This is a genomic window from Pseudomonas sp. BN417, from assembly GCF_029871205.1.
Lineage (GTDB): Bacteria > Pseudomonadota > Gammaproteobacteria > Pseudomonadales > Pseudomonadaceae > Metapseudomonas.
Window position 1 is genome coordinate 1 of sequence record NZ_SSOJ01000135.1, and the last position, 20,237, is coordinate 20,237.

Annotated in this window: 19 protein-coding genes; 7 read left to right on the plus strand and 12 right to left on the minus strand. The window is 64.3% G+C overall.

Annotation, left to right across the window (positions count from 1 at the left end; genetic code table 11):
* Both edd and E8F11_RS17395 read right to left on the minus strand, forming a co-directional pair.
* The coding region (gene edd / locus E8F11_RS17390; RefSeq protein WP_280290098.1) for a phosphogluconate dehydratase at positions 1-1,691 on the minus strand (1,691 nt) is incomplete at its 3' end.
* A 56-nt stretch (positions 1,692-1,747) separates the two neighbouring features.
* On the minus strand, positions 1,748-2,779 hold the full coding sequence (locus E8F11_RS17395) for a LacI family DNA-binding transcriptional regulator (RefSeq protein ID WP_280290099.1): 1,032 nt from the start codon (positions 2,777-2,779) through the stop codon (positions 1,748-1,750).
* Between the two features lie 212 nt (positions 2,780-2,991).
* On the opposite strand from E8F11_RS17395, the gene E8F11_RS17400 reads away from it, so the two are divergent.
* Entirely contained in the window at positions 2,992-3,513 is a 522-nt protein-coding gene (locus E8F11_RS17400) for a gluconokinase (RefSeq protein ID WP_280290100.1), read from the plus strand.
* Between the two features lie 79 nt (positions 3,514-3,592).
* Entirely contained in the window at positions 3,593-4,945 is a 1,353-nt protein-coding gene (locus tag E8F11_RS17405) for a GntP family permease (RefSeq protein WP_280290101.1), read from the plus strand.
* A gap of 41 nt (positions 4,946-4,986) precedes the next feature.
* On the opposite strand, the gene E8F11_RS17410 is transcribed toward E8F11_RS17405, so the two are convergent.
* The 3 genes from E8F11_RS17410 to E8F11_RS17420 all read right to left on the minus strand — a co-directional run bounded on the left by E8F11_RS17410 (position 4,987) and on the right by E8F11_RS17420 (position 9,319).
* On the minus strand, positions 4,987-6,312 hold the full coding sequence (locus E8F11_RS17410; RefSeq protein ID WP_280290102.1) for an MFS transporter: 1,326 nt from the start codon (positions 6,310-6,312) through the stop codon (positions 4,987-4,989).
* A gap of 115 nt (positions 6,313-6,427) precedes the next feature.
* Positions 6,428-7,504 (minus strand): C45 family autoproteolytic acyltransferase/hydolase, encoded by a 1,077-nt coding sequence (locus tag E8F11_RS17415; protein ID WP_280290103.1) that lies wholly within the window; start codon positions 7,502-7,504, stop codon positions 6,428-6,430.
* An 87-nt stretch (positions 7,505-7,591) separates the two neighbouring features.
* Positions 7,592-9,319 carry an amidohydrolase gene (locus E8F11_RS17420; protein ID WP_280290104.1) on the minus strand — a complete coding sequence of 576 codons (1,728 nt, stop codon included), beginning with the start codon at positions 9,317-9,319 and terminating at the stop codon, positions 7,592-7,594.
* A gap of 106 nt (positions 9,320-9,425) precedes the next feature.
* On the opposite strand from E8F11_RS17420, the gene E8F11_RS17425 reads away from it, so the two are divergent.
* Positions 9,426-10,346, plus strand: coding sequence for a LysR family transcriptional regulator (locus E8F11_RS17425; RefSeq protein WP_280290105.1), 921 nt, complete (start codon positions 9,426-9,428; stop codon positions 10,344-10,346).
* 156 nt (positions 10,347-10,502) lie between these two features.
* Here E8F11_RS17425 and E8F11_RS17430 read toward each other — a convergent pair whose 3' ends face one another.
* Complete coding sequence (locus tag E8F11_RS17430; protein WP_280290106.1) at positions 10,503-10,844, minus strand: hypothetical protein; 342 nt, start codon at positions 10,842-10,844, stop codon at positions 10,503-10,505.
* Positions 10,845-11,095: 251 nt separating this feature from the next.
* Between E8F11_RS17430 and E8F11_RS17435 the strand changes: the two genes are divergently transcribed.
* Positions 11,096-11,650 (plus strand): magnesium transporter, encoded by a 555-nt coding sequence (locus tag E8F11_RS17435; protein WP_280290107.1) that lies wholly within the window; start codon positions 11,096-11,098, stop codon positions 11,648-11,650.
* A 34-nt stretch (positions 11,651-11,684) separates the two neighbouring features.
* On the opposite strand, the gene E8F11_RS17440 is transcribed toward E8F11_RS17435, so the two are convergent.
* Genes E8F11_RS17440 through E8F11_RS17460 form a run of 5 tightly spaced genes read right to left on the minus strand, consistent with a single transcriptional unit; the run spans position 11,685 to position 16,676 of the window.
* Positions 11,685-12,002 carry a cytochrome C oxidase subunit IV family protein gene (locus tag E8F11_RS17440; RefSeq protein WP_280290108.1) on the minus strand — a complete coding sequence of 106 codons (318 nt, stop codon included), beginning with the start codon at positions 12,000-12,002 and terminating at the stop codon, positions 11,685-11,687.
* Positions 12,003-12,020: 18 nt separating this feature from the next.
* Positions 12,021-12,713, minus strand: a complete 693-nt coding sequence (locus tag E8F11_RS17445) for a heme-copper oxidase subunit III family protein (protein ID WP_280290109.1) — start codon at positions 12,711-12,713, stop codon at positions 12,021-12,023.
* Positions 12,714-12,717: 4 nt separating this feature from the next.
* Positions 12,718-13,401 (minus strand): cytochrome c oxidase subunit 3, encoded by a 684-nt coding sequence (locus E8F11_RS17450; RefSeq protein WP_280290110.1) that lies wholly within the window; start codon positions 13,399-13,401, stop codon positions 12,718-12,720.
* Complete coding sequence (gene ctaD, locus E8F11_RS17455) at positions 13,398-15,173, minus strand: cytochrome c oxidase subunit I (protein WP_280290111.1); 1,776 nt, start codon at positions 15,171-15,173, stop codon at positions 13,398-13,400. Before ctaD ends, E8F11_RS17450 begins: the two co-directional genes overlap by 4 nt.
* A 39-nt stretch (positions 15,174-15,212) precedes the next feature.
* On the minus strand, positions 15,213-16,676 hold the full coding sequence (locus tag E8F11_RS17460; RefSeq protein WP_280290112.1) for a cytochrome c oxidase subunit II: 1,464 nt from the start codon (positions 16,674-16,676) through the stop codon (positions 15,213-15,215).
* Positions 16,677-17,035: 359 nt separating this feature from the next.
* On the opposite strand from E8F11_RS17460, the gene E8F11_RS17465 reads away from it, so the two are divergent.
* Together E8F11_RS17465 and E8F11_RS17470 are read left to right on the plus strand one after the other, a co-directional pair.
* A complete protein-coding gene (locus tag E8F11_RS17465) occupies positions 17,036-17,599 on the plus strand; it encodes a TetR/AcrR family transcriptional regulator (protein WP_280290123.1) in 564 nt (187 codons plus the stop codon).
* Positions 17,600-17,657: 58 nt separating this feature from the next.
* Positions 17,658-18,137, plus strand: coding sequence for a nuclear transport factor 2 family protein (locus tag E8F11_RS17470; RefSeq protein ID WP_280290113.1), 480 nt, complete (start codon positions 17,658-17,660; stop codon positions 18,135-18,137).
* A gap of 390 nt (positions 18,138-18,527) precedes the next feature.
* Here the strand turns inward: E8F11_RS17470 and E8F11_RS17475 are convergent, their stop codons facing one another.
* Positions 18,528-18,728 (minus strand): hypothetical protein, encoded by a 201-nt coding sequence (locus E8F11_RS17475; protein ID WP_280290124.1) that lies wholly within the window; start codon positions 18,726-18,728, stop codon positions 18,528-18,530.
* A 498-nt stretch (positions 18,729-19,226) separates the two neighbouring features.
* On the opposite strand from E8F11_RS17475, the gene moaA reads away from it, so the two are divergent.
* The gene (moaA, locus tag E8F11_RS17480; protein WP_280290114.1) at positions 19,227-20,225 is read left to right on the plus strand and encodes a GTP 3',8-cyclase MoaA; all 999 of its coding nucleotides are present in this window, start codon (positions 19,227-19,229) and stop codon (positions 20,223-20,225) included.
* Positions 20,226-20,237: the final 12 nt, after the last annotated feature.

Sequence of the window (20,237 nt, forward strand, 5' to 3'; positions counted from 1 at the left end):
GCGGCGAACTCGGCGGCGTCCACCAACAGTTCCAGGGTCCCGGCCTGGCCGTCGACGCGGAGCAGGTCGCCATCGCGCACCCGCGCCAGCGGACCGCCGTCGAAGGCTTCCGGGCAGACGTGGATCGCCGCCGGGATCTTGCCCGAGGCGCCGGACATGCGCCCGTCGGTGACCAGCGCCACCCGGTAGCCTCGGTCCTGCAGCACGCCGAGGTAGGGGGTCAACTTGTGCAGCTCGGGCATGCCGTTGCTGCGTGGGCCCTGGAAGCGCATCACCGCCACCAGGTCGCGGTCCAGCTCGCCGGCCTGGAAGGCCTCGGCCAGCGCCTGCTGGTCGTGGAACACCCGCACCGGCGCTTCCACCACCTGGTGTTCGGGCGCCACCGCGGAGACCTTCATCACCCCGCGGCCGAGGTTGCCGACCATCACCCGCAGCCCGCCCTCCGCCGAGAAGGGGTTCGCCACCGGGCGCAGGATGCTCGCGTCCAAGCTCTGGCCGGCACCCTCGCGCCAGACCAGCTGGCCGTCGGCGAGGAACGGCTCCTGGGTGTAGCGGCGCAGGCCGCGGCCCATCACGGTGTTGACCTCCTCATGGAGCAAGCCGGCGTCGAGCAGCTCGCGCACCAGGAAGGCCACCCCGCCGGCGGCGTGGAAGTGGTTGATGTCGGCCTGGCCGTTGGGATAGACGTGGGCCAGGGTCGGCACCACCTCGGACAGCTCGGCCATGTCCTGCCAGGTCAGCTGGACGCCGGCGGCCTGGGCGATCGCCGGCAGGTGCAGGGTGTGGTTGGTCGAGCCGCCGGTGGCGTGCAGGGCCACCACCGCGTTGATCAGCACGCGCTCGTCGACGAGCTCGCCGAGCGGCAGGAACTGCCCGCTCTGTTTGGTCAGGCGGGTGACCTGGCGCGCGGTCGCCACGGTCAGCGCCTCGCGCAGCGGGGTATTCGGGTTGACGAAGGAGGCGCCCGGCAGGTGCAGGCCCATGATCTCCATGAGCATCTGGTTGGTGTTGGCGGTGCCGTAGAAGGTGCAGGTGCCGGGGCTGTGGTAGGCCGCCATCTCCGACGCCAGCAGCTCGTCGCGGCTGGCCTTGCCCTCGGCGTAGCGCTGGCGCACCTCGGCCTTGTCCTTGTTCGACAGCCCGGAGGGCATCGGCCCGGCGGGGACGAAGATCGACGGCAGGTGGCCGAAGCGCAGCGCGCCCATCAGCAGGCCGGGAACGATCTTGTCGCAGATGCCGAGGAACAGCGCCGCATCGAACATGTTGTGCGACAGCGCCACCGCGGTGGACAGCGCGATCACCTCGCGGCTGGCGATGCCCAGCTCCATGCCCGGCTCGCCCTGGGTGACGCCGTCGCACATGGCCGGCACGCCGCCGGCCACCTGGCCCACCGAGCCAATCTCGCGCAGGGCCTGGCGAAGCTTCTCCGGGTAGTCCTCGTAGGGCTGGTGCGCCGAGAGCATGTCGTTGTAGGCGGTGACGATGGCCACGTTGGCCGAGTCCAGCAGGCGCAGGCGCTGCTTGTCGCCGCCGCCGCAGCCGGCGACCCCGTGGGCGAAGTTGGCGCACTGCAGCTTGCCGCGCTGCGGGCCGTCGCTGGCGGCCTGCTGGATCAGCGCCAGGTAGCGCGCGCGGGTGGCGCGGCTGCGTTCCACCAGGCGTTCGGTGACTTCTAGTACGCGGGGATGCATGGGATCGACTCCTGGCAATGAGTGGGTTGGGACGAGAGCATGATTTCCATTGCCGACTAGCTGCTCTCGCGGACCATCAGCTCGAAGCCCATGTCCTGGACCGGCTCCTCGATCACCTTGCCGGCGATCAGGGCGAGTATCTGTTCGGCGGCGCGGCGGCCGATGGCTTCCCGTGGCGTGCGGATGCTGCTGAGGCGCGGCACCATGAAGGCCGAGCTGGGAAGATCGTTGAAGCCGAGTACCGCGACCTGCTCGGGAATCTTCACGCCGAGGCGCATGGCCTCCAGCAAGGCGCCCTGGGCCAGGTCGTCGTTACCGAAGAAGATGCCGTCGATCTCGGGATGGCTGGTCAGCAACTGGGTGAAAATCTCCCCGCCCAAACCGACGGACGATGGCCGCGGGGTGAGCATCTCCAGGCTCGGGTCATAGACCCCGGCCTTCTGCAGGGCGCGGCGGAACCCTTCGCCACGCAACAGGGTGCGCTGGTCGAGCTGTGCGCCGACGAACGCCAGGCGTTTGCGCCCGCGCGACAGCAGGTGTTCCGCCGCCGTCGCGCCGGCCTGCAGCTGCGAGAAGCCCACGCAATGCAGCCCCGATCCCGCGTCCAGATCCATCATGTAGACACAGGGAATGCCGCTGGCCTCGATCATCCGCCGCGCGCTTTCGGTCCGTTCGAAACCGGTGAGCAGCAAGCCACGCGGCTGGTAGGCCAGGTAGTTGCGGATCAGGTCCTCTTCCTCGTCGCGGGAGTAGTGGAAGTTGCCGATCAGCACTTCCAGGCCCTTGGGGCGCAGCACGCCGTGAATGGCTTCGAGGGTGTCGACGAACAACTGGTTCGACAGCGAGGGCACCAGCACCACCACCGACTGGCTCTGGGCGGACGCCAGGGCGCGCGCCGCAGGGTTGACCACATAGCCCAGCTCGCGGGCGGCCTCGCGGACTTTCAGCGCCAGGTCTTCGGCCACCGTGGTGATGCCGCGCAGGGCCCTGGAGGCCGTGATCGGACTGACGCCAGCGCGCCGAGCCACCTCGTTGAGGGTGGGCCGCCCCGTCGTGCGGGTATTTTTTTCGTTGTTGGCGGATGTCATGAGCCTGCTTGTCAAACAAAAAATCAGACATTAAGGTAGCGCTGTCTCGGCGATTCGGCAAATGCCTGATCACATCCGACCGCCTGATCGGTTCGAGAATGCCCCTGCGGCATTAGCGGCAATCCACAAAAATGACAAGATGCGGCGACACGGCCTGCTTTTCGTAGGTTTCGATTCGGAAAGATAGCGCTGTCTCCGCGCAGAGGTGCCACATGGTTCAACCCATCAATGCGCTCGTGATCATGGGCGTTTGCGGTTGCGGCAAGTCCAGCGTCAGCGATGCGTTGCGCTTGCGCAGCGGCGCTGTCGCCATCGAAGGCGACGCCTTCCACCCCCCGGAAAACATCCGCAAGATGAGCACCGGAATCCCCCTCTCCGATGACGACCGAGCCGGCTGGCTGAGCCGCCTGTGCGACGAGTTGCGCCTGGCCATCGAGGCCGGACAGCGCCCGGTACTGACCTGCTCGGCCCTGAAGCTGCGCTATCGGGAGAGGTTGCGCGCTGCGGTCCCCGGTGTCGGCTTCGTGTTCCTCGAATTGACTCCCGAGGTGGCCGCCCGGCGTGTCGCCCACCGCCCGGGCCATTTCATGCCGGCGACCATGATCGACAGCCAGTTCGAAGCCCTGGAGCCGCCGCTGGGCGAGCCCCTGACCCTGGTCCTGGACGCGACACAGGATGTCGAACGGCTGGCCGAAGCCGCCCACCGATGGTGGCTCGACCATACTCCGGCGTGACCGGCCAAGCTTTGCCTTACAAAGACAGCGCTATCTCAAGCGGCGCCCGTCCACAACAATGACAATATGAGAACTCCCCATGCTTGCCATCTCCCATGACACCTTTCTGCTGTTGGATGCAGTGGTCACCATCATTGGCCTGATCGTCCTGATCACCCGCTTCAAGTTCCACCCCTTCATTGCACTGATCATCGCTGCCGCCTTCCTCGGCCTGACCTCTGGAATGCCGGTGGAGAAGATCGTCAAATCCTTCCAGGAAGGCTTCGGCGGCGTCCTCGGCTTCGTCGGCGTGATCCTCGCCCTGGGCACCATGCTCGGCAAGCTGATGGCCGAATCCGGTGGCGCCGACCAGATCGCCCGCACACTGATCCGGGCCTTCGGCAAGGACCGCGTGCAGTGGTCGATGATGCTCGCGGCCTTCCTGGTGGGCATCCCGCTGTTCTTCGAGATCGGCTTCGTCCTGCTGATACCCCTGGTGTTCATCGTCGCGCGGCGTACCGGGGTGTCGCTGATCAAGATCGGCATCCCGCTGCTCGCCGGCCTCTCGGTGGTCCACGGCCTGGTGCCGCCGCACCCCGGCCCTCTGCTGGCCATCGGCGTGTTCGGCGCGGATATCGGCAAGACCATCCTCTATGGCCTGATCGTCGCCCTGCCGACCGCCATCATCGCCGGCCCGCTGTTCGGTAGCTTCATCGCCCGGCGCATCCCCGGCAGCCCCTCGCCCGAACTGGTCGAACAACTCGCCCACGAACCGGAGGCCAGCAACCTGCCAAGCTTCATCGTGACCCTGGTCACCGTGCTGCTGCCGGTGTTCCTGATGCTGCTGAAGACCTTCGCCGACGTCGTGCTTCCCGAAGGGCACATGATCCGCGCCTGGATGGACATGATCGGCCACCCCATCAGCGCCCTGCTCCTGGCCCTGCTGCTGGCGCTCTACACCTTCGGCCATGCCCGCGGCTTCTCTTCCAAGCGCGTCCTCAAGCTGCTGGACGAGAGCCTCGCCCCCACTGCCGCGATCGTGCTGATCATCGGCGCCGGTGGCGGCTTCAAGCAGATGCTGGTGTCCAGCGGCGTGGGCGATGTGATCGGCCACCTGGCGGTCAATGCTCAGATCTCGCCGATCCTCCTCGCCTGGTTGGTGGCGGCGCTGATCCGCATCGCCACCGGTTCGGCCACGGTCGCCACCATTACCGGCGCAGGCATCGTGGTGCCCGTGGTCGAGCTGATTCCAGGAGTCAACCGGGAGCTGCTGGTGCTGGCCACCGGCGCCGGCTCGCTGATCCTCTCCCACGTGAACGATGCCGGCTTCTGGCTGGTCAAGCAGTACTTCAACATGAGCGTCAGCGAAACCTTCAAGACCTGGACGGCCATGGAAACCATCCTGTCCGTGGTCGGCCTGGTGTTCATCCTGCTGCTGTCGCTGGTGGTCTGAGCCACCAGCAAGGCCCCTCCCCCGCGGGAGGGGCTTTCGGCTCAGTCGGCCACGCAGGTCGTGGGTGCCCAGGTCTGCTCGTCGATCTCAGCCATGCCGAGGTGCGAGGTCTCCCTGAGGAGCAGCGAGCAAATCGCCACGATGCCCAGCGCGAACGCACCATACAGGGCCACCCCAAACGGGTCGTTGCCGGTGGCGATGAGGATCGCCGTCGCAATGCTCGACGCCGTGCCGCCGCCCAGCGCGGCGCCGATCTGGTAGGACGCGGACATCCCCGAGTAACGCACCGCCTGCGGGAACTGCTCGGCGAGGAAAGCGGGAATCGGCCCCTGGGTCGCGCCCATGAAGGCGCCGACCACGGCGTAGGCCGCGATCGAGATCAGCATGCTCTTCATGCCCACCAGCGGGAAAAACAGGAAGAAGCCCATGGCCATGATCAGCGAGCCGAGGACCATCACCTTGCGCCGTCCGATCCGGTCGGATAGCAGGGCGAACAGCGGCGCGGTGATGATGATGGCTATCGACAACGCCAGGTCGAAGATGAGCGCATCGGTGCTGTCGTAGCCGAGCTGGGTCGCATAGGCGAGGAAGAAGGTGCTGCCGATGTAGGCGATGGTCACGTAGCCGAAGGCGATGCCCGTGCACAGCAGCATTTCCCGTGGGCGGGAACGCAGCGCCTCCACCAGCGGAATACGCGCCTCTTCCTTGCGCTCGGGCTTTTCCTTCAGCGGGTTCTGCAGCCTGGCGTACAGCCCGATCAGCACCAGGATCCCACCCAGCCAGAAGGGAATTCGCCAGGCGAAGCTGGCCAGGTCCGCGTCGAACGCGGTGCTGACCAGGGCGAAGACCGAGGAGCCGAGCAGGCCGCCGATGCCGATCCCCATGCTCGTGAAGCTGCCCCACAGGCCACGCCGACCGGGCGGTGCCGATTCGATGCCGAACAGCGCGGCACCGCCCCACTCGCCGCCGGCGGCGAAGCCCTGCACCAGCCGCAGCAGCACCAGCAGCGTCGGCGCGGCGAGGCCGATGGCGTCGTAGCTGGGCAGGCAGCCGATCAACAGCGTGCTCAGGCCCATCAGCAACAGCGTGACCACCAGCACCTTCTGTCGACCGACCCTGTCCCCGTAATGGCCGAAGACCATGCCGCCCAGCGGGCGGGCGAAGAAGCCCGCACCGAAAGCGCCGAAGGCCACCAGGGTGCCGGTGAGCGGGTCCATGTCCGGAAAGAACACCTGCGGAAAAACCAGCGCGGCGGCGATTCCGTAGATCACGAAATCGTAGAACTCCAGCGCGGTGCCCATGCCCGAGACGAAGAATGTCCTCAGCGCGGATTGCGAACCCGCCACTCGTTGATCTGATTTACCCATTTGGCTTTCCCATCTTGTAATTGTTGGGGAGATTGCATGCGGCCGGCCGCGAAACCTGGCCGGCCTGGAGAACCGCAGGGGCGCCCGGGCGCTCCCCGCGGTTTGGATTCAGGCCTCAGAAGCGCACATGGCCATTGCCGGCGAGGAACTTCGGGTTGCCGGCGGCGTAATCCAGCGCGAAGTCCCGGGTATCGATGCCGATGGTCAGCAGGGTTTCCCAGCGCTCTTTCGGCGGCAGGTTCAGGTCCGGGTGGAAGCAGATCGGCGCGTTGTTGCCGGCGGCGCCACACATGGCGTCCGCACGGGCTGCCAGTTCGAGCGCGGTCATGCCGGCCAGCTCAGCGTTCACATGGGCGAGACGGGCGTAGGTGGTGGAAACGTCCGGAGTCCGCTCGCCACGGCTCAGGGCCTCATCGAGAAAATGGTTGGTGTGGGTGATCCAGCCATCCGCGCGCGGCAGCACCACGGCGGTCGCTTCCCTGGACAGCTCGATGCTCGCCGCCCGTGGCGTCGCGTCCTGACGGGAGAAGACCGTCAGCACGGTCGAGGCGCTGACCCGCGCGGTGCGTGCCAGGGCGATGGCCTCCTCGACGCTGGTGGCTTCTTCCAGGATGCGCCGCGCGATGGCATGCACCGGGACGCCACCGCTGTCGTTGTCGCTGGCGTGGTGGAGGATGTTGAAATGCAGCCCGAGACCGGCGCTGTTCACCCCGATCTTGCCGAGCATGCCGAACTCGGTGAACAGCTTGACGCTGATGCCGGAGCTGGCCGTGAGCTGCAGCATCAGGCCGTGCGGCACCAGGGAATCGTGCCAGTCCCAGGTCTGGATGGTCCTCGGGACCTGCGGGCCGGACGGCGCGAATACCGCAGTCGAGCATTCCCCTTCGGTGGACGCCGGCATCACCGCGAGGATTTCCGTGCGGGCGTTCAGGCTCGCCAGTTGCCACAGCGGCAGCCGGGCGCCATCGGCGATCGCACAGACTTCCTGGGCAAGGCTGGGGCTCCAGGCTTCCAGCGCGCTCAGGCTGGCTTCACCGAGGGAGCGCACGCGCTCGGGAGCGACGCCCACCTGGGAGAAGAAATCCAGATAGAGCGAGACCGTCTGGCGAATCTGCTCGGCCCAGGTTTCCCCGATCTGCCGTCCGCGAATGTGCGGGTCCAGGGTGTCGGTCACGAAGGAATGAACTTTCACTGCTAGCTTCCTATTTTCACTGCGAATGCACCGCCGGAAGGCGCCCCTCGTTTGAGGGAGGCACCTTCAGCCGTGCGCTTGGGTAAGTCAGGGGGTTGCGGAGAAGACTTCGCGGCCGGCGAAGAAGGTCTTGAGCACCTGGGTGTCGCGCAGGACTTCGGGCTCGACCTCGAATACATCGCGATCGAGCACGACCATGTCGGCCCGCTTGCCGGGCTTGAGCGAGCCGATCTCGCTGTCCAGGCGGATGGCGCGCGCGGCATCGAGGGTGTAGGCCTGGAACATGGTCTCGCGGTCGATGCCTTCGGCGGCGTTGAGTACGCCCTTCGGCCCCGTGCGGCTCACCGCCTGGTAAATGGCCTTCCAGGGATCGGCCGTGGTGATCGGCCAGTCGCTGGCGCCGGCGATGGTCGCGCCGTTCTTCAGCAGCGAGCGGGCCGGGTACGAGTACTGGAAGGCCATGGCGCTGACGTAGGGTTTTACCAGGTCCATGCTGGCCTCGTCGGCACTGGCCCAGTAGAGCTGCATGGAGGCGATGACATCCAGGGGCTTGAAGCGGGCGAACTCCTTCGGGTTGACCATCTGCAGATGGGTGATGGAGTGCGGGATTCCGCTCTGCCGGGCCTTGCGCGCTTGCTCGATGCCATTGAGCGACTCGCGCACCGCGCGGTCGCCGATGGCGTGGATGTGCACCAGCCAGCCACGGGCATCGGCGGCACTGACCATTTCGCCGAAGTGCGCGGGGTCGATCAGCAATTCACCCGACTTCTTCGAGTTCGAATAGGGCTCCAGCATGGCGGCGCTCTGCGCCGGGATCTCCGCAACGCCATCGACGAAGACCTTGATGCCAGGGAGCGTCAGGTTGGGTATGCCCTGGAACTGCTGGCGCACCTTGTCCAGGGCGTCGAGGTCGGAGGGGGTGGCTTTCGAGTCGGCCATCAACAGCGCGGCAACGTGGGCCGTCAGTTCACCCCGTTCGGCCAGCGCTTTGTAGATCGGCAAGACACCGACGGACGCGTTGTTCACTTCGCCCCCCGGTATCTCGTTGGCGATGGGCTCCATCCAGCCGGTGATGCCGAGGCGCTTGTAGTGCTCCAGGGCAGCCCGGCCGCCGGCCATCAGCTCCGCCTCGGTGGGTGGCGGGAGGAGTTCCTGTACCGGGTAGAGGCCGGCATCGACCAAAAAGCCGTTGGGGCGACCATCCGGGTGATGGCCGATGGTGGCCAGCTCCTCACCCTTCAGCGATTTCACCTTGGCGGTGTCGATCCCGGCGCGCTCGAGCATGGCCGCGTTCGCCCAGCCGGTGTGCAGGTCCCAACCGACGAAGAGGATGGGCAGGTCCGCCCACTCGCCCTGGTTGAAGCGTTGCTCGAACTGTTCCACCTGGCTCCAGTAGGTCGAAGGCAGTCCGCCGATGCTGAGCATGTCGCCGTGCTTCGCCTTGCCGTCTTCGCGCCATTGGCGCAGACGCTGCTCCAGTTCGTCCATCGGCAGCATCTGCCCATCGAGGTTGGCCTGCTGCAATTGCAGGCCACCCTTGATGACATGGGCGTGGGAGTCGATGAAACCCGGCATCAGCACCTTGCCGCCCAGGTCGAGCACGCGGGTGCCGGCTTGCTTGCGGCGCAGCACTTCGGCATCGGAGCCGACGGCCAGGACCTTGCCATTCTCGATGGCCACCGCTTGCTGCAGGGATTGCCCCGGCTCGGCGGTGTAGACCTTGCCGTTGTGGAGGATGAGGTCGACAGCAGCCATAGTTTCCTGGCAGGAACAGGCCAGTGCGGTAGAGAACACCAGGGGAAATAGCGACTTCATGAGGGCGCCTTCTGTTTTTGTTAGTCTGCAGCAAAGACTAACCAAACAAGGGGCACGGCAAAATGCTGACTCCCGCACAACTTCTTTTCCCAGCAGGAACAGATTGATGGACAAACTGAGCGCACTGAACATGTTTGTCGCCACGGCCGAGCACGGCAATTTCAGCCGTGCCGCCGAGCAGCTCGGCAAGACGCCCTCCGCCCTGACCAAGGCCGTCGCGCAACTCGAAGACGAGCTGGGCGCACGCCTGTTCGAACGCACCACCCGACGCATGGCGCTGACCGAAGCCGGGCAGATCTACCTGGAAGGCGCCCGTCAGGCGCTGATGCAGTTGCAACTCGCCAGCGAAGGCGTGGAGCAGTTGCAGCACGAACTGCGCGGCGGCCTGCGCATCACCGCCCCGCCCTCCTTCGGCCCGGCCTTCCTCAACCAGGTGTGCTGCCGCTATCTGCGCGCCCATCCGCAAGTGCATCTGGAGGTGGAACTGAGCGACACCTATGTCGACCTGGTGGACGGCGGCTATGACCTGGCCCTGCGCGATGGGCCGATCGACCAGCCCGGCGTGATCGCCCAGCCGCTGGTGGAAAACCGCATCCTGCTCTGCGCGAGTCCGGCCTACCTGGCGCGCAAGGGCGAAGAAGTGAACCTGGAGAACTATCAGCAGCATGACTGGCTGATCTTCCGCCATCCCCTGCTCAACCGGCACTTCTGGTGGGTGATGCGCGGCGACCAGCGCATCCGCCTCGCCCAGCCCACACCACGGCTGGCCAGCGACAACTACGACTTCCTCCTCGCCTGCCTGCTGGATGGCCAGGGCCTGCAGTTCCTCCCGCAATGGAGCGCCGCGCCCTACATAGCCCGCGGCGAGCTGGCGGAAGTGATGCCCGAGTACTGGCGCGAACCCAGCGCCTTCGGGCCCTGGATCTACCTGCTCTACCTGGCCCACCGACGCAACACGCGCAAGGTCAAGGTGTTCATCGAGTTCCTGAAAGAGCATTGGCGGGAAGGCGGAGGAAATCAGAGCTAAGGCGGTGCACTGCCTGCCAAGCCCAACAGGCCTGGCCTCGAAGTACACCCTGTTGGGCTTCGCTGCGTTCTGCGCCAACCTACAAAAGCTCGCTCGGGCGCCAGATCACCAATCCGGCATGCCCTCTGACAATCGGCGAATAACCTGACTGCCCCTCTACCCCAACTGGTCGATCATCACCGAGTTGGTGTAGATCAGGCTGCCGTCGCTTTCGCGGTGGCCCACCAGGTGGAATTGCCCGCGCTCGTCGCCTCTGCTCAGGTAGACGCGGAACTGCAGGTCCGACAAGGTCCCGCATTCGGCCGGCGTCACCAACTCCATGTTGGTCATGTCGGCATCGATGAACATTTCCCGTTCATGGGTTTCTTGCAGGCGCTCTTCCGCCTCTTCGAGGCGCAGATGGTCAGCATCATTGACGTGGAAATGAAACTCGCCCATCGGGATGGACTTTTCCGCGCCGCTGGGTTTGTACCAACTTTCGATAGTCAAGGTGTTCATCTCGCAATCTCCTCGCCTGGCGTCGCTGCGCCCGCTGTTCACTCACCATTTTAGACAAGACACAGCCAGGTCCAGTCTTTGGGCATTACTGAAAGCCGCGCAGGCCAAGGGGTTATAGGTGCCGGTGCTATAATTTTTCAGTGAAAGAACCCTGCCCTTTCAATCAGGGCTCGAAGATAACTATCAGGAATAAACGCCATCAGTTTTCAGGAGACGGCAAACAGGATTGAACGAGAGTCCGGAGGTGCGTCATGAATCGGCACTATTACATCAGCAACAACCTTGATGACCTGGAAACCGTTGAAACCGAGCTCGAAGCCAATGGCATAAATACCGAGCAGATCCACGTACTCAGCGACAGGGATGCCGATGTGGAAGAGCACCATCTGCACGACGTGAATTCGTTCATGAAGCAGGACGTCGTTCACTCCGGCGAAATAGGCGCGGCAATCGGCGTTCCGCTGGCGGCACTGGTGCTCCTCGGCGCCTGGCTGGCGGGCTGGACCGATACGCCGGCGGGTTGGGTGCCCTTCGTCTTCCTGGCCGTGGTTATCCTGGGCTTCTGCATCTGGGAAGGCGGCTTCTTCGGGATCCAGGTGCCCAATGCGCATTTCCGCAACCTGAAAGACAAGGTCAAGGACGGCGAACATATCTTCTTCGTCGATGTGGAACCCGGCCAGGAGTCCATTCTCGATCGGGTCATCAACCACCATCCGCAACTCAGGCTCGCAGGCACCGGCCCGGCGTCGCCGCATTGGATAGTGTCCTGGCTGCATCGCTGGCATCAGTTCAAGCGGACCATCTAGGCATCAATGCAGTAGGAGCGAGCAGAGCTCGCTCCTATGGGCCGAGGAACGTGCCTCGGGTGAAGAACACGTAATCCGCCTCGGCAGCCATCAGCCCCACCAGTACCAACAAGCACATCGGCGGCACCAATATGGCGTAGACCAGCGCCAGGCGTTCCCATGCCATGTGCATGAAGATCGAGACGATAAGCCCCGCCTTGAGCAGCATCAGGACGACGATCATCGACCAGCGGAAATAACCCTGGAAGTGGAAGTAGTCCACCAGGTAGGACAGGGTGCTGAGGACGAACAGCAGTCCCCAGATCTTCAGGTACAGGCCGATCGGATGTTGTTGACCTTGCACGTGTGCCATCTGCATCGCTCCCCTGCTCTACCACAGATAGAAAAACGCGAAGATGAACACCCATACCAGGTCCACGAAGTGCCAGTACAACCCGGTGATTTCGACGATCTGGTAGTTCCCGCGCCTCTCGTAGTCGCCCCGCAGCACCTTGAATGCCACGGTGCATAGATAGATCACCCCGACCGACACGTGCAGCCCGTGGAAGCCGGTGATCATGAAGAAGCAGGCGCCGAACTGCGCCGCGCCCATGGGATTGCCCCAGGGCCGCACGCCTTCGGCGATCAGCTTGCTCCATTCGAATGCCTGCATGCCGACGAAGGTGGCACCGAGGGCCGCAGTGGTCAGCATCAGCGCCGCACTGCGCACGCGGTCGCGGCGGTAGCCGAAGTTCACCGCCATCGCCATGGTGCCGCTGCTGGTGATCAGCACGAAGGTCATGATGGCGATCAGGATCAGCGGGATGTGCGCACCGCCGATGTTCAGGGCGAAGACTTCGCTCGGGTTGGGCCAGGTGGCGGTGGTGCTGATGCGCACCGACATGTAGCCGGTGAGGAAGCAGGTGAAGATGAAGGTGTCGCTGAGCAGGAAGATCCACATCATCGCCTTGCCCCAGGGCACCTGCTTGAAGGCATCGCGATCCGAGGACCAGTCCCTGGCTATCTCCTGCCAGGTGGAGGGGGATTCGACCGGGGTCTGAAGTTCCCGTGGGGACGCTGCCATGGCTTCACCTCAGCCCGCAGAAGGCCGCGATGGCCTGATAGGTTTCGGGCGTACTGGTCAGCAGTGCGAAGAGCACCAGCCAGAGGCCCAGCAGGTAGTGCCAGTAGATCGCGCACAGCTCCATGCCGGACCTGAGCCGCGCCAGCGGCGCGTGACGCAGCACCCGAATCAGCACCCCGCCCCAGGCCACCAGGCCACCGGCGAGGTGCAGGCCATGCAGCCCGGTCAGCAGGTAGAAGAAGCTGTTGGCCGGATTGCCCGAGACGAAATAGCCCCAGGAGACGAATTGCTGCCAGACCCAGAGCTGCCCGCAGAGGAAGGCCAGGGCGAAGGCCCCGCCGAGCACGAAGGCCCTGGCGGCCGCGCCTTGCCGGTTGCGCCCTATCGCCACTTTCGCCCACTGCAGGAAGAGGCTGCCCAGGGCCAGCAGCGCGGTGTTCACCCAAAGCATCCAGGGATGGGCCAGGGGCGCCAGCGGATCGGTCAGCGGCCGCCAGTCCGAGACCTGGGAGCGGGCGATGAAGGCCAGCAGGAACAGCAGGAAGAGCGAAGTCACCACACAAAGGAATACCCCCAGGCCGACCTTGGCGGTCCTGCTCCTGTCGCGGGTCGGCGCCTCATGCCGGTCGCCGTCGCTCCAGCCGCCGGGATCAGCGCTCCCGGCGTTTTTCCAGAATTGCGCGCTCATGGGTGTTTCTCCGCGGCAGCGGCCTTGCCATTGGCCTCGCGCAGGCGCTGCAGCTCTTCTTCGGACACCGTCTGCGGCACGTAGTCCTGCTCGACTCCCGGCACGCTGTAGTCATAGGCCCAGCGATGCACCACCGGCAGCTTGTCCCGCCAGTTGCCGTGCACCGGCGGCGTGTCCGGCGTCTGCCATTCCAGGCTGACCGCCTTCCACGGGTTGCCGCCGGCGGGCCGGCCCCTGAAGGCGCTCCAGGCCATGTTGAAGACGAACAGCAACTGCGCCACACCCACGGTCAGCGCCGCCACGGTGATGAAGGCGTTCAGGTCCTGGGCCGACTGCGGGATGAATTCATAATTCGGATAGGCGTAGTAACGCCGCGGCATGCCCAGGAAGCCCAGGTAGTGCATGGGGAAGTAGATGGCGTAGGTGCCGAGGAAGGTGATCCAGAAATGCCACTTGCCGAGGGTGTCGTTCATCATCCGCCCGGTGACCTTCGGGAACCAGTGATAGAGCGAGCCGAACACCACTAGTATCGGCGCCACCCCCATGACCATATGGAAGTGCGCCACGACGAAATAAGTGTCCGACAGTGGGATGTCCACTATCACATTGCCGAGGAATAGCCCGGTCAGGCCGCCCACCAGGAAGGTGATGATGAAGGCCAGGGCGAACAGCATCGGCACTGTCAGGTGGATGTCGCCATGCCAGAGGGTCAGGGTCCAGTTGTAGACCTTGAGCGCCGTCGGCACGGCGATGACCAGGGTGGTGACCGCGAAGAAGAAGCCGAAGTAAGGGTTCATCCCGCTGACGTACATGTGGTGGGCCCAGACCACGAAGCTCAGCACGCCGATGGCGACTATGGCCCAGACCATCATGCGGTAGCCGAAGATGTTCTTCCGTGCGTGGGTGCTGATCAGGTCCGAGACCAGGCCGAAGGCCGGCAGCGCGACTATGTACACCTCCGGGTGGCCGAAGAACCAGAACAGGTGCTGGAACAGGATCGGGCTGCCGCCCTGGTGGTTCAGCTGCTGCCCCATGGAAATCAGTGCCGGCATGAAGAAGCTGGTGCCCAGCAAGCGGTCGAACAGCATCATCACCGCGCTGACGAACAGGGCCGGAAACGCCAGCAAGGCAAGGATCGAGGCCATGAAGATGCCCCAGACCGAAAGCGGCATGCGGAACAACGTCATGCCCTGGGTGCGCGCCTGCAGCACCGTGGTCACGTAGTTGAGGCCGCCCATGGTGGCGGCGACTATGAAGATCGCCAGGGACACCAGCATCAGCACGATGCCCCATTCGGTGCCCGGCGTGCCCTGGGTGATCGCCTGCGGTGGATAGAGGGTCCACCCCGCGCCCGTCGGCCCGCCCGGCACGAAGAAGCTGCTCAGCAGCACCAGTACCGAGAGCAGGTAGAACCAGTAGCTCAGCATGTTGACGTAAGGGAAGACCATGTCCCGCGCGCCGACCATCAGCGGAATCAGGAAATTGCCGAAGCCGCCGAGGAACAGCGCCGTCAGCAGGTAGATGACCATGATCATCCCGTGCATGGTCATGGCCTGGTAATAGGTGCTGGGGTCCATGAATTCCAGGCTGCCGGGGAAGCCGATCTGCATGCGCATCAGGCCGGACAGCACAAGGGCTATGAGGCCGACGAAGATCGCGGTCAGGGAGTACTGGATGGCGATGACCTTGTGGTCCTGGCTCCAGATGTAGCGGGTAAAGAAGCTCCTCGGCTCGTGCAGTACATCGGTTTCGGCATGCTCGACTTCGGCCATCAGATTTCCTCCGGGTTGGAGTCGGAGTCCTTCTGCAGCTTACGGCGCCTGTTCCTGCCTTGCGGCGTCGGGATTCGCCCTGGACTTGATAAAGGCGATCACTGCGTTCAGTTCCTGGTCACCGAGGGTGAAGGCCGGCATCACCGGCGCGTAACCCTTGACCAGCGCATCAGCGGGTTTGAGCACGGAGTCCCTGAGGTAGGCATCGTCCACCTTGACCTGGCTACCGTCGGCCAGGGTCTCGGTCTTGCCGTACAACCCCTGCCAACTGGGCCCTACACCCTTGCTGCCGTCGAGGCTGTGGCAGGCCAGGCAACCGAGGGACTCGGCCAGGCGCTGCCCCTGCTCCGTGGCATCGCCTGACTCTCCCACCGGGCTGGCGGCGCCCTGCTCTTCCTGCCCGGCCGCGCTCAGCGATTTGATGAAGGCCACCAGGGCGGCCAGCTCGTCCTGGTTGAAAGTATAGGGCACCATCACCGGCGGATAGCCCTGCACCTGCCGCGCCTTGGGATCGGTGATGGACTCCTGCAGGTACGCGTCGTCCACCGGCACGCCGCTGCCATCCACCAGCTTTTCCTCGCGTCCGTAGAGGTCCTTCCAGCCCGGCCCCAGGCTGGCGCTGCCGTCCTGGCTGTGGCAGGCCCGGCAGCCGTGGCTTTCCGCGAGCTGGCGGCCGGTCTCGATCAGGCTTCCCTGGCTGGGCTTGCTGGCGGCGGCCAGGGTCTGGGCGAAGGTGGGTTGCGCGGCCAGCCACTGGTCGAAGGCCGGCTCCGGCTCGACCAGCATCATCCCGCGCATGTTGAAGTGCCCGACGCCGCAGAACTCCGCGCAAAGGATTTCGTACCTGCCCACTACGGTGGGAGTGAACCAGAAGTGCGACACCATGCCCGGGACCATATCCATCTTTCCGCGGATCTGCGGAATGTAGAAGTTGTGCAGCACGTCCTTGGAGCGCAGCAGCACCTTCACCGGTCGATCCAGCGGCAGGCGCACCTCGTTGCTCCTGATCAGCACATCGTCCTGGCCGGCCGGATCGTCACGGTCCAGTCCGAGCGGGTTGCTCGCATCGACCCACTTCACATTGGCGCGGCCGAGCTGGCCGTCCTGGCCGGGAAAACGGAATGCCCACTGCCACTGCTGGGCGACCACCTCCAGCGGGTAGGCGTCCTTGGGCACCTGGACGAAGTCGCTGTAGACCACCAGGCCCGGCGCCAGCATGCCGATGATGCCGATGGAGGTGGCGACTATCAGCCACCATTCCAGCTTCTTGCTCTCGGGTTCGTAGGCGGCTCTGCGGCCCTCCCGATGGCGGAAGCGGACGATCGCCACCGCCATGAAGCCGACGATGGCGATGAAGAAGATGCCGGTGATGATCAGGGTGATGAGCAGCGTGGTGTCGATCGAGCCCCAGTTGGACGCGGCCGGGGTCAGGTGCCAGGGGGCCAGGAGGTGGAACAGGACAGACGCAACAACGATGAGCACCAAGACGATTGCAATGGCCATTTTCCCGTCATCCCGTTCCAGATGCTCGTGCGCTGGTGGAGCGTGCGACGGTCATCGGCAGTGCAATGAAACCCTCGGTCCGGCTTCCGCATCCGTGGAAGGTCGACCTCTATCTCCCCCCTGACAAAGGTCGAGGCAAGTATAGCCGGCCCTGTCCGGGGCATTTCCCTGGCGCTCCGCTGCGCCTGATCGGACTACAATCCGGCTCCGGCGATGCCGCGAGATAATCGCCGCCTTCGGTTCGCCGGACGATAGATAGTTGAGATGAAGTCATATACGACCTCTATCAAAATGACCATTCATACCTTTTTCATAAATGAGGCTTGATCGTGGAGAACGATCGTTCTACCATCTATCGCATGGACAGCAAATCAACTTCCGATGTCAGGAAAAAACTTCTCGAAACCGCCGAAGATCTCATCTACAGGAATGGCATCAATGCCACGGGCATGGATCTCCTGGTCAAGACTTCAGGTGTTTCGAGAAAGAGTATCTACAAGTACTTCGGAACCAAGGACGAGCTGGTGGCAGAGGTATTGAAACGGCGTGACGAGCGCTGGATGAACTGGTTCATCACCGAGGTCCGCAAGGCGGAAAACCCCGAGGCACGGCTGCTGCACATCTTCAGCGTGCTCAAGGGCTGGTTCGTCGCCGCAGGCTTCAGGGGCTGCGCCTTCATCAATACCGCTGGCGAAACGGGGGATGCATCCGACCCGGTCCGCCTGGTTGCCAAAGAGCATAAAGAGAAGTTGCTCGGCTTCGTTCGGGAGATTTGCCAGGAATATGGTGCCAACGATCCGGATGCCCTGGCCAGGCAGTTTCTGATCCTGATCGATGGCGCCATTACTGTTGCCCATGTGCTTGGTGATTCCGGCTCGGCGGATAATGCGCAAGAAGTTGCGCGCAAACTGCTCCGCAACTAGGAAGTTATCGAGCGGGCAACTTCAAACTCTGAACGCCTACTTGCATTGGAGACAGGTCATGTCCTCTAACGATGAAGTTCGTCCGCCGCTTCCGCCTTTTACCCGCGAAACCGCCATCCTGAAAGTTCGCCTGGCCGAAGATGGCTGGAACAGCCGCGACCCGGAGAGGGTGTCCCTGGCCTACACCCTGGACACCAAGTGGCGGAACCGTGCCGAGTTCGCCTGCAACCGCGCTGAAGCCAAGGCTTTCCTCGCCCGCAAGTGGGCCAAGGAGCATGAGTACCGGCTGATCAAGGAACTCTGGGCCCATTCCGAAACCCGCATCGCCGTGCGCTACGCCTACGAGTGGCATGACGACTCTGGCAACTGGTTCCGTTCCTACGGCAACGAGAACTGGGAGTTCGACGAGAACGGCCTGATGTTCAGCCGCTACGCCTGCATCAACGACCTGCCCATCCAGGAATCCGAGCGCAAGTTCCACTGGCCCCTGGGCCGCCGCCCGGACGACCATCCGAGCCTGTCCGAACTGGGCCTATAGGCCCGCCCTGGACAGGGACGTCCAGCCTCCTCACTCGTTTTCCCTCGCGGCGTGCTACTGCTCGGTACCGCGCCTTTTTTGCGTACCCCCACCCTTTCAGACCGTAGCCCGGATGAAATCCGGGAACAGTGGCTGGGCTATCCCCGGATTGCATCCTGGCTACCTGATCAGGGCCGTAGGGTGTGCCATGCGCACCAGCCAGCCGGCACGAATGTTTCGGTGCGCGCAGCGCACCCTACGCGAAGAGCATCGTTGCCCGGATGCAAGGCACAGTACGTAGGTTGGGCTTCGCGGAGCTCAGCGCCAACCTACAAAAGCCACTGCCGACAGAGTCGTAGCCCGGATGAAATCCGGGAACAGTGGCTGGGCTATCCCCGGATTGCATCCTGGCTACCTGATCAGGGCCGTAGGGTGTGCCAAGCGCACCAGCCAGCCGGGGCAGTCGAAGCCGCCGTTCGGGTTGGTCTTGAGCATGGCGCGGATGTTCTTCAGCGCGTTCTCGCTGCCCAGCCAGTTCTTGGTGACGCTTTTCAGCGCACCCCAGCCGGCTGCAGGGCCGCCATAGGGCTTGATGTGGTCGTCGAGGCTCATGAGGGGGCTCCTTGTTGCAGCACGCAGTTCGTTCAGGCAACGCGGCCATTCCCACCTTTCGCCCCCGACTTCGCGGCTTTTTTCCGGGCGGAGGAAGCCCGTGGCGCTCATTCGCGACTTGAGGACGCGGCGGCACCTGCCGAAGAAATCGTGATGGGTCCGCCTGGGGCGGAATTTCTGGCGCGCTGTCCAGCGCCGTTGCGGAAGTGTCGAATCAGCCGTGGAAACCTGAGTTCGTAATCTTCAATGGGGGCCGTCCAATCGCAATTAGTGACGACTTCATCGAAACCCTCTATGACCACTTGGCGAGCTGTGGCTAGAGCTCCAAATCCACACCCTGCATGCCTTTCAGGGTGATAGATGAGATCGATCAAGCGGTCGTTAATAGCGATTGGACGCCAACCGCGCCGCCCCTTGATCATCTGCATCGATGGCGCGCTATGCGGTCCTCGAAAGACCATCGCGACGTGCCTGCTCCACGCACATGACGAGGCAACCATGACGGACAACAACCTGGTGGATGGCTTCGGCCGGAAGGTCGACTACCTGCGGATGTCGGTGACCGACCGCTGCGACTTCCGCTGCGTCTACTGCATGGCGGAAGACATGCAGTTCCTGCCCCGGCAGCGCATCCTCAGCCTCGACGAGCTCTACCTGCTGGCCGAACGCTTCGTCGCCCTGGGCACCCGCAAGATCCGCCTCACCGGCGGCGAACCGCTGGTGCGCAGCGGCATCGTCGACCTGTGCCGGCGCATCGCCGCCCTGCCCGGCCTGCGCGAGCTGTGCATGACCACCAACGGCTCGCAGCTCACCCGCCAGACCGTCCCGCTCTTCGACGCCGGCCTGGCGCGGCTCAACGTCAGCCTCGACAGCCTGGACCCGCAGTGTTTCCGCCAGTTGACCCGCAGTGGCGACCTGGCCCAGGTCATCGCCGGCATCGACGCCGCCCGGGACGCCGGCTTTCGCCACATCAAGCTCAACTGCGTGGTGCTCAAGGGGCGCAATGACGGTGAAATCAACGACCTGGTGCGCTTCGCCATCGATCGCCAGCTGGACATCTCCTTCATCGAGGAAATGCCCCTGGGCGTGATCAGCGAGCACAGCCGGGGCGAATCCTTCTGTTCCAGCGATGAGGTCCGTGCGCGCATCGCCGAGCGCTACACCCTGATGGAGTCGGCCGAATCCACCCAGGGCCCGTCGCGCTACTGGCGGCTGGCGGAGGCCCCGGAGATCCGCCTGGGCTTCATCTCACCCCACAGCCACAACTTCTGCGGCAGTTGCAACCGCGTGCGGCTGACCGTCGAAGGACGCTTGCTCCTGTGCCTGGGCAATGAACACGCGGTGGACCTGAAGGCGGTGCTGCGTGCCCATCCAGGCAATCCGCAGCGGCTCGAGCAGGCGATAGTCGAGGCCATGCGGATCAAGCCCTGGAGCCACAACTTCCAGGTCAATGACGAGGTCCAGGTCCTGCGTTTCATGAACATGACCGGCGGCTGAACTCCCTTCCAC

Excerpts from the sequence above, each read along its gene's own strand:
- E8F11_RS17395 (WP_280290099.1), bottom strand. The coding sequence starts at position 2,779 with ATGACATCCGCCAACAACGAAAAAAATACCCGCACGACGGGGCGGCCC.
- E8F11_RS17400 (WP_280290100.1), top strand. The coding sequence starts at position 2,992 with ATGGTTCAACCCATCAATGCGCTCGTGATCATGGGCGTTTGCGGTTGC.
- E8F11_RS17405 (WP_280290101.1), top strand. The coding sequence starts at position 3,593 with ATGCTTGCCATCTCCCATGACACCTTTCTGCTGTTGGATGCAGTGGTC.
- E8F11_RS17410 (WP_280290102.1), bottom strand. The coding sequence starts at position 6,312 with ATGGGTAAATCAGATCAACGAGTGGCGGGTTCGCAATCCGCGCTGAGG.
- E8F11_RS17420 (WP_280290104.1), bottom strand. The coding sequence starts at position 9,319 with ATGAAGTCGCTATTTCCCCTGGTGTTCTCTACCGCACTGGCCTGTTCC.
- E8F11_RS17425 (WP_280290105.1), top strand. The coding sequence starts at position 9,426 with ATGGACAAACTGAGCGCACTGAACATGTTTGTCGCCACGGCCGAGCAC.
- E8F11_RS17430 (WP_280290106.1), bottom strand. The coding sequence starts at position 10,844 with ATGAACACCTTGACTATCGAAAGTTGGTACAAACCCAGCGGCGCGGAA.
- E8F11_RS17435 (WP_280290107.1), top strand. The coding sequence starts at position 11,096 with ATGAATCGGCACTATTACATCAGCAACAACCTTGATGACCTGGAAACC.
- E8F11_RS17440 (WP_280290108.1), bottom strand. The coding sequence starts at position 12,002 with ATGGCACACGTGCAAGGTCAACAACATCCGATCGGCCTGTACCTGAAG.
- E8F11_RS17445 (WP_280290109.1), bottom strand. The coding sequence starts at position 12,713 with ATGGCAGCGTCCCCACGGGAACTTCAGACCCCGGTCGAATCCCCCTCC.
- E8F11_RS17450 (WP_280290110.1), bottom strand. The coding sequence starts at position 13,401 with ATGAGCGCGCAATTCTGGAAAAACGCCGGGAGCGCTGATCCCGGCGGC.
- ctaD (WP_280290111.1), bottom strand. The coding sequence starts at position 15,173 with ATGGCCGAAGTCGAGCATGCCGAAACCGATGTACTGCACGAGCCGAGG.
- E8F11_RS17460 (WP_280290112.1), bottom strand. The coding sequence starts at position 16,676 with ATGGCCATTGCAATCGTCTTGGTGCTCATCGTTGTTGCGTCTGTCCTG.
- E8F11_RS17465 (WP_280290123.1), top strand. The coding sequence starts at position 17,036 with ATGGACAGCAAATCAACTTCCGATGTCAGGAAAAAACTTCTCGAAACC.
- E8F11_RS17470 (WP_280290113.1), top strand. The coding sequence starts at position 17,658 with ATGTCCTCTAACGATGAAGTTCGTCCGCCGCTTCCGCCTTTTACCCGC.
- E8F11_RS17475 (WP_280290124.1), bottom strand. The coding sequence starts at position 18,728 with ATGAGCCTCGACGACCACATCAAGCCCTATGGCGGCCCTGCAGCCGGC.
- moaA (WP_280290114.1), top strand. The coding sequence starts at position 19,227 with ATGACGGACAACAACCTGGTGGATGGCTTCGGCCGGAAGGTCGACTAC.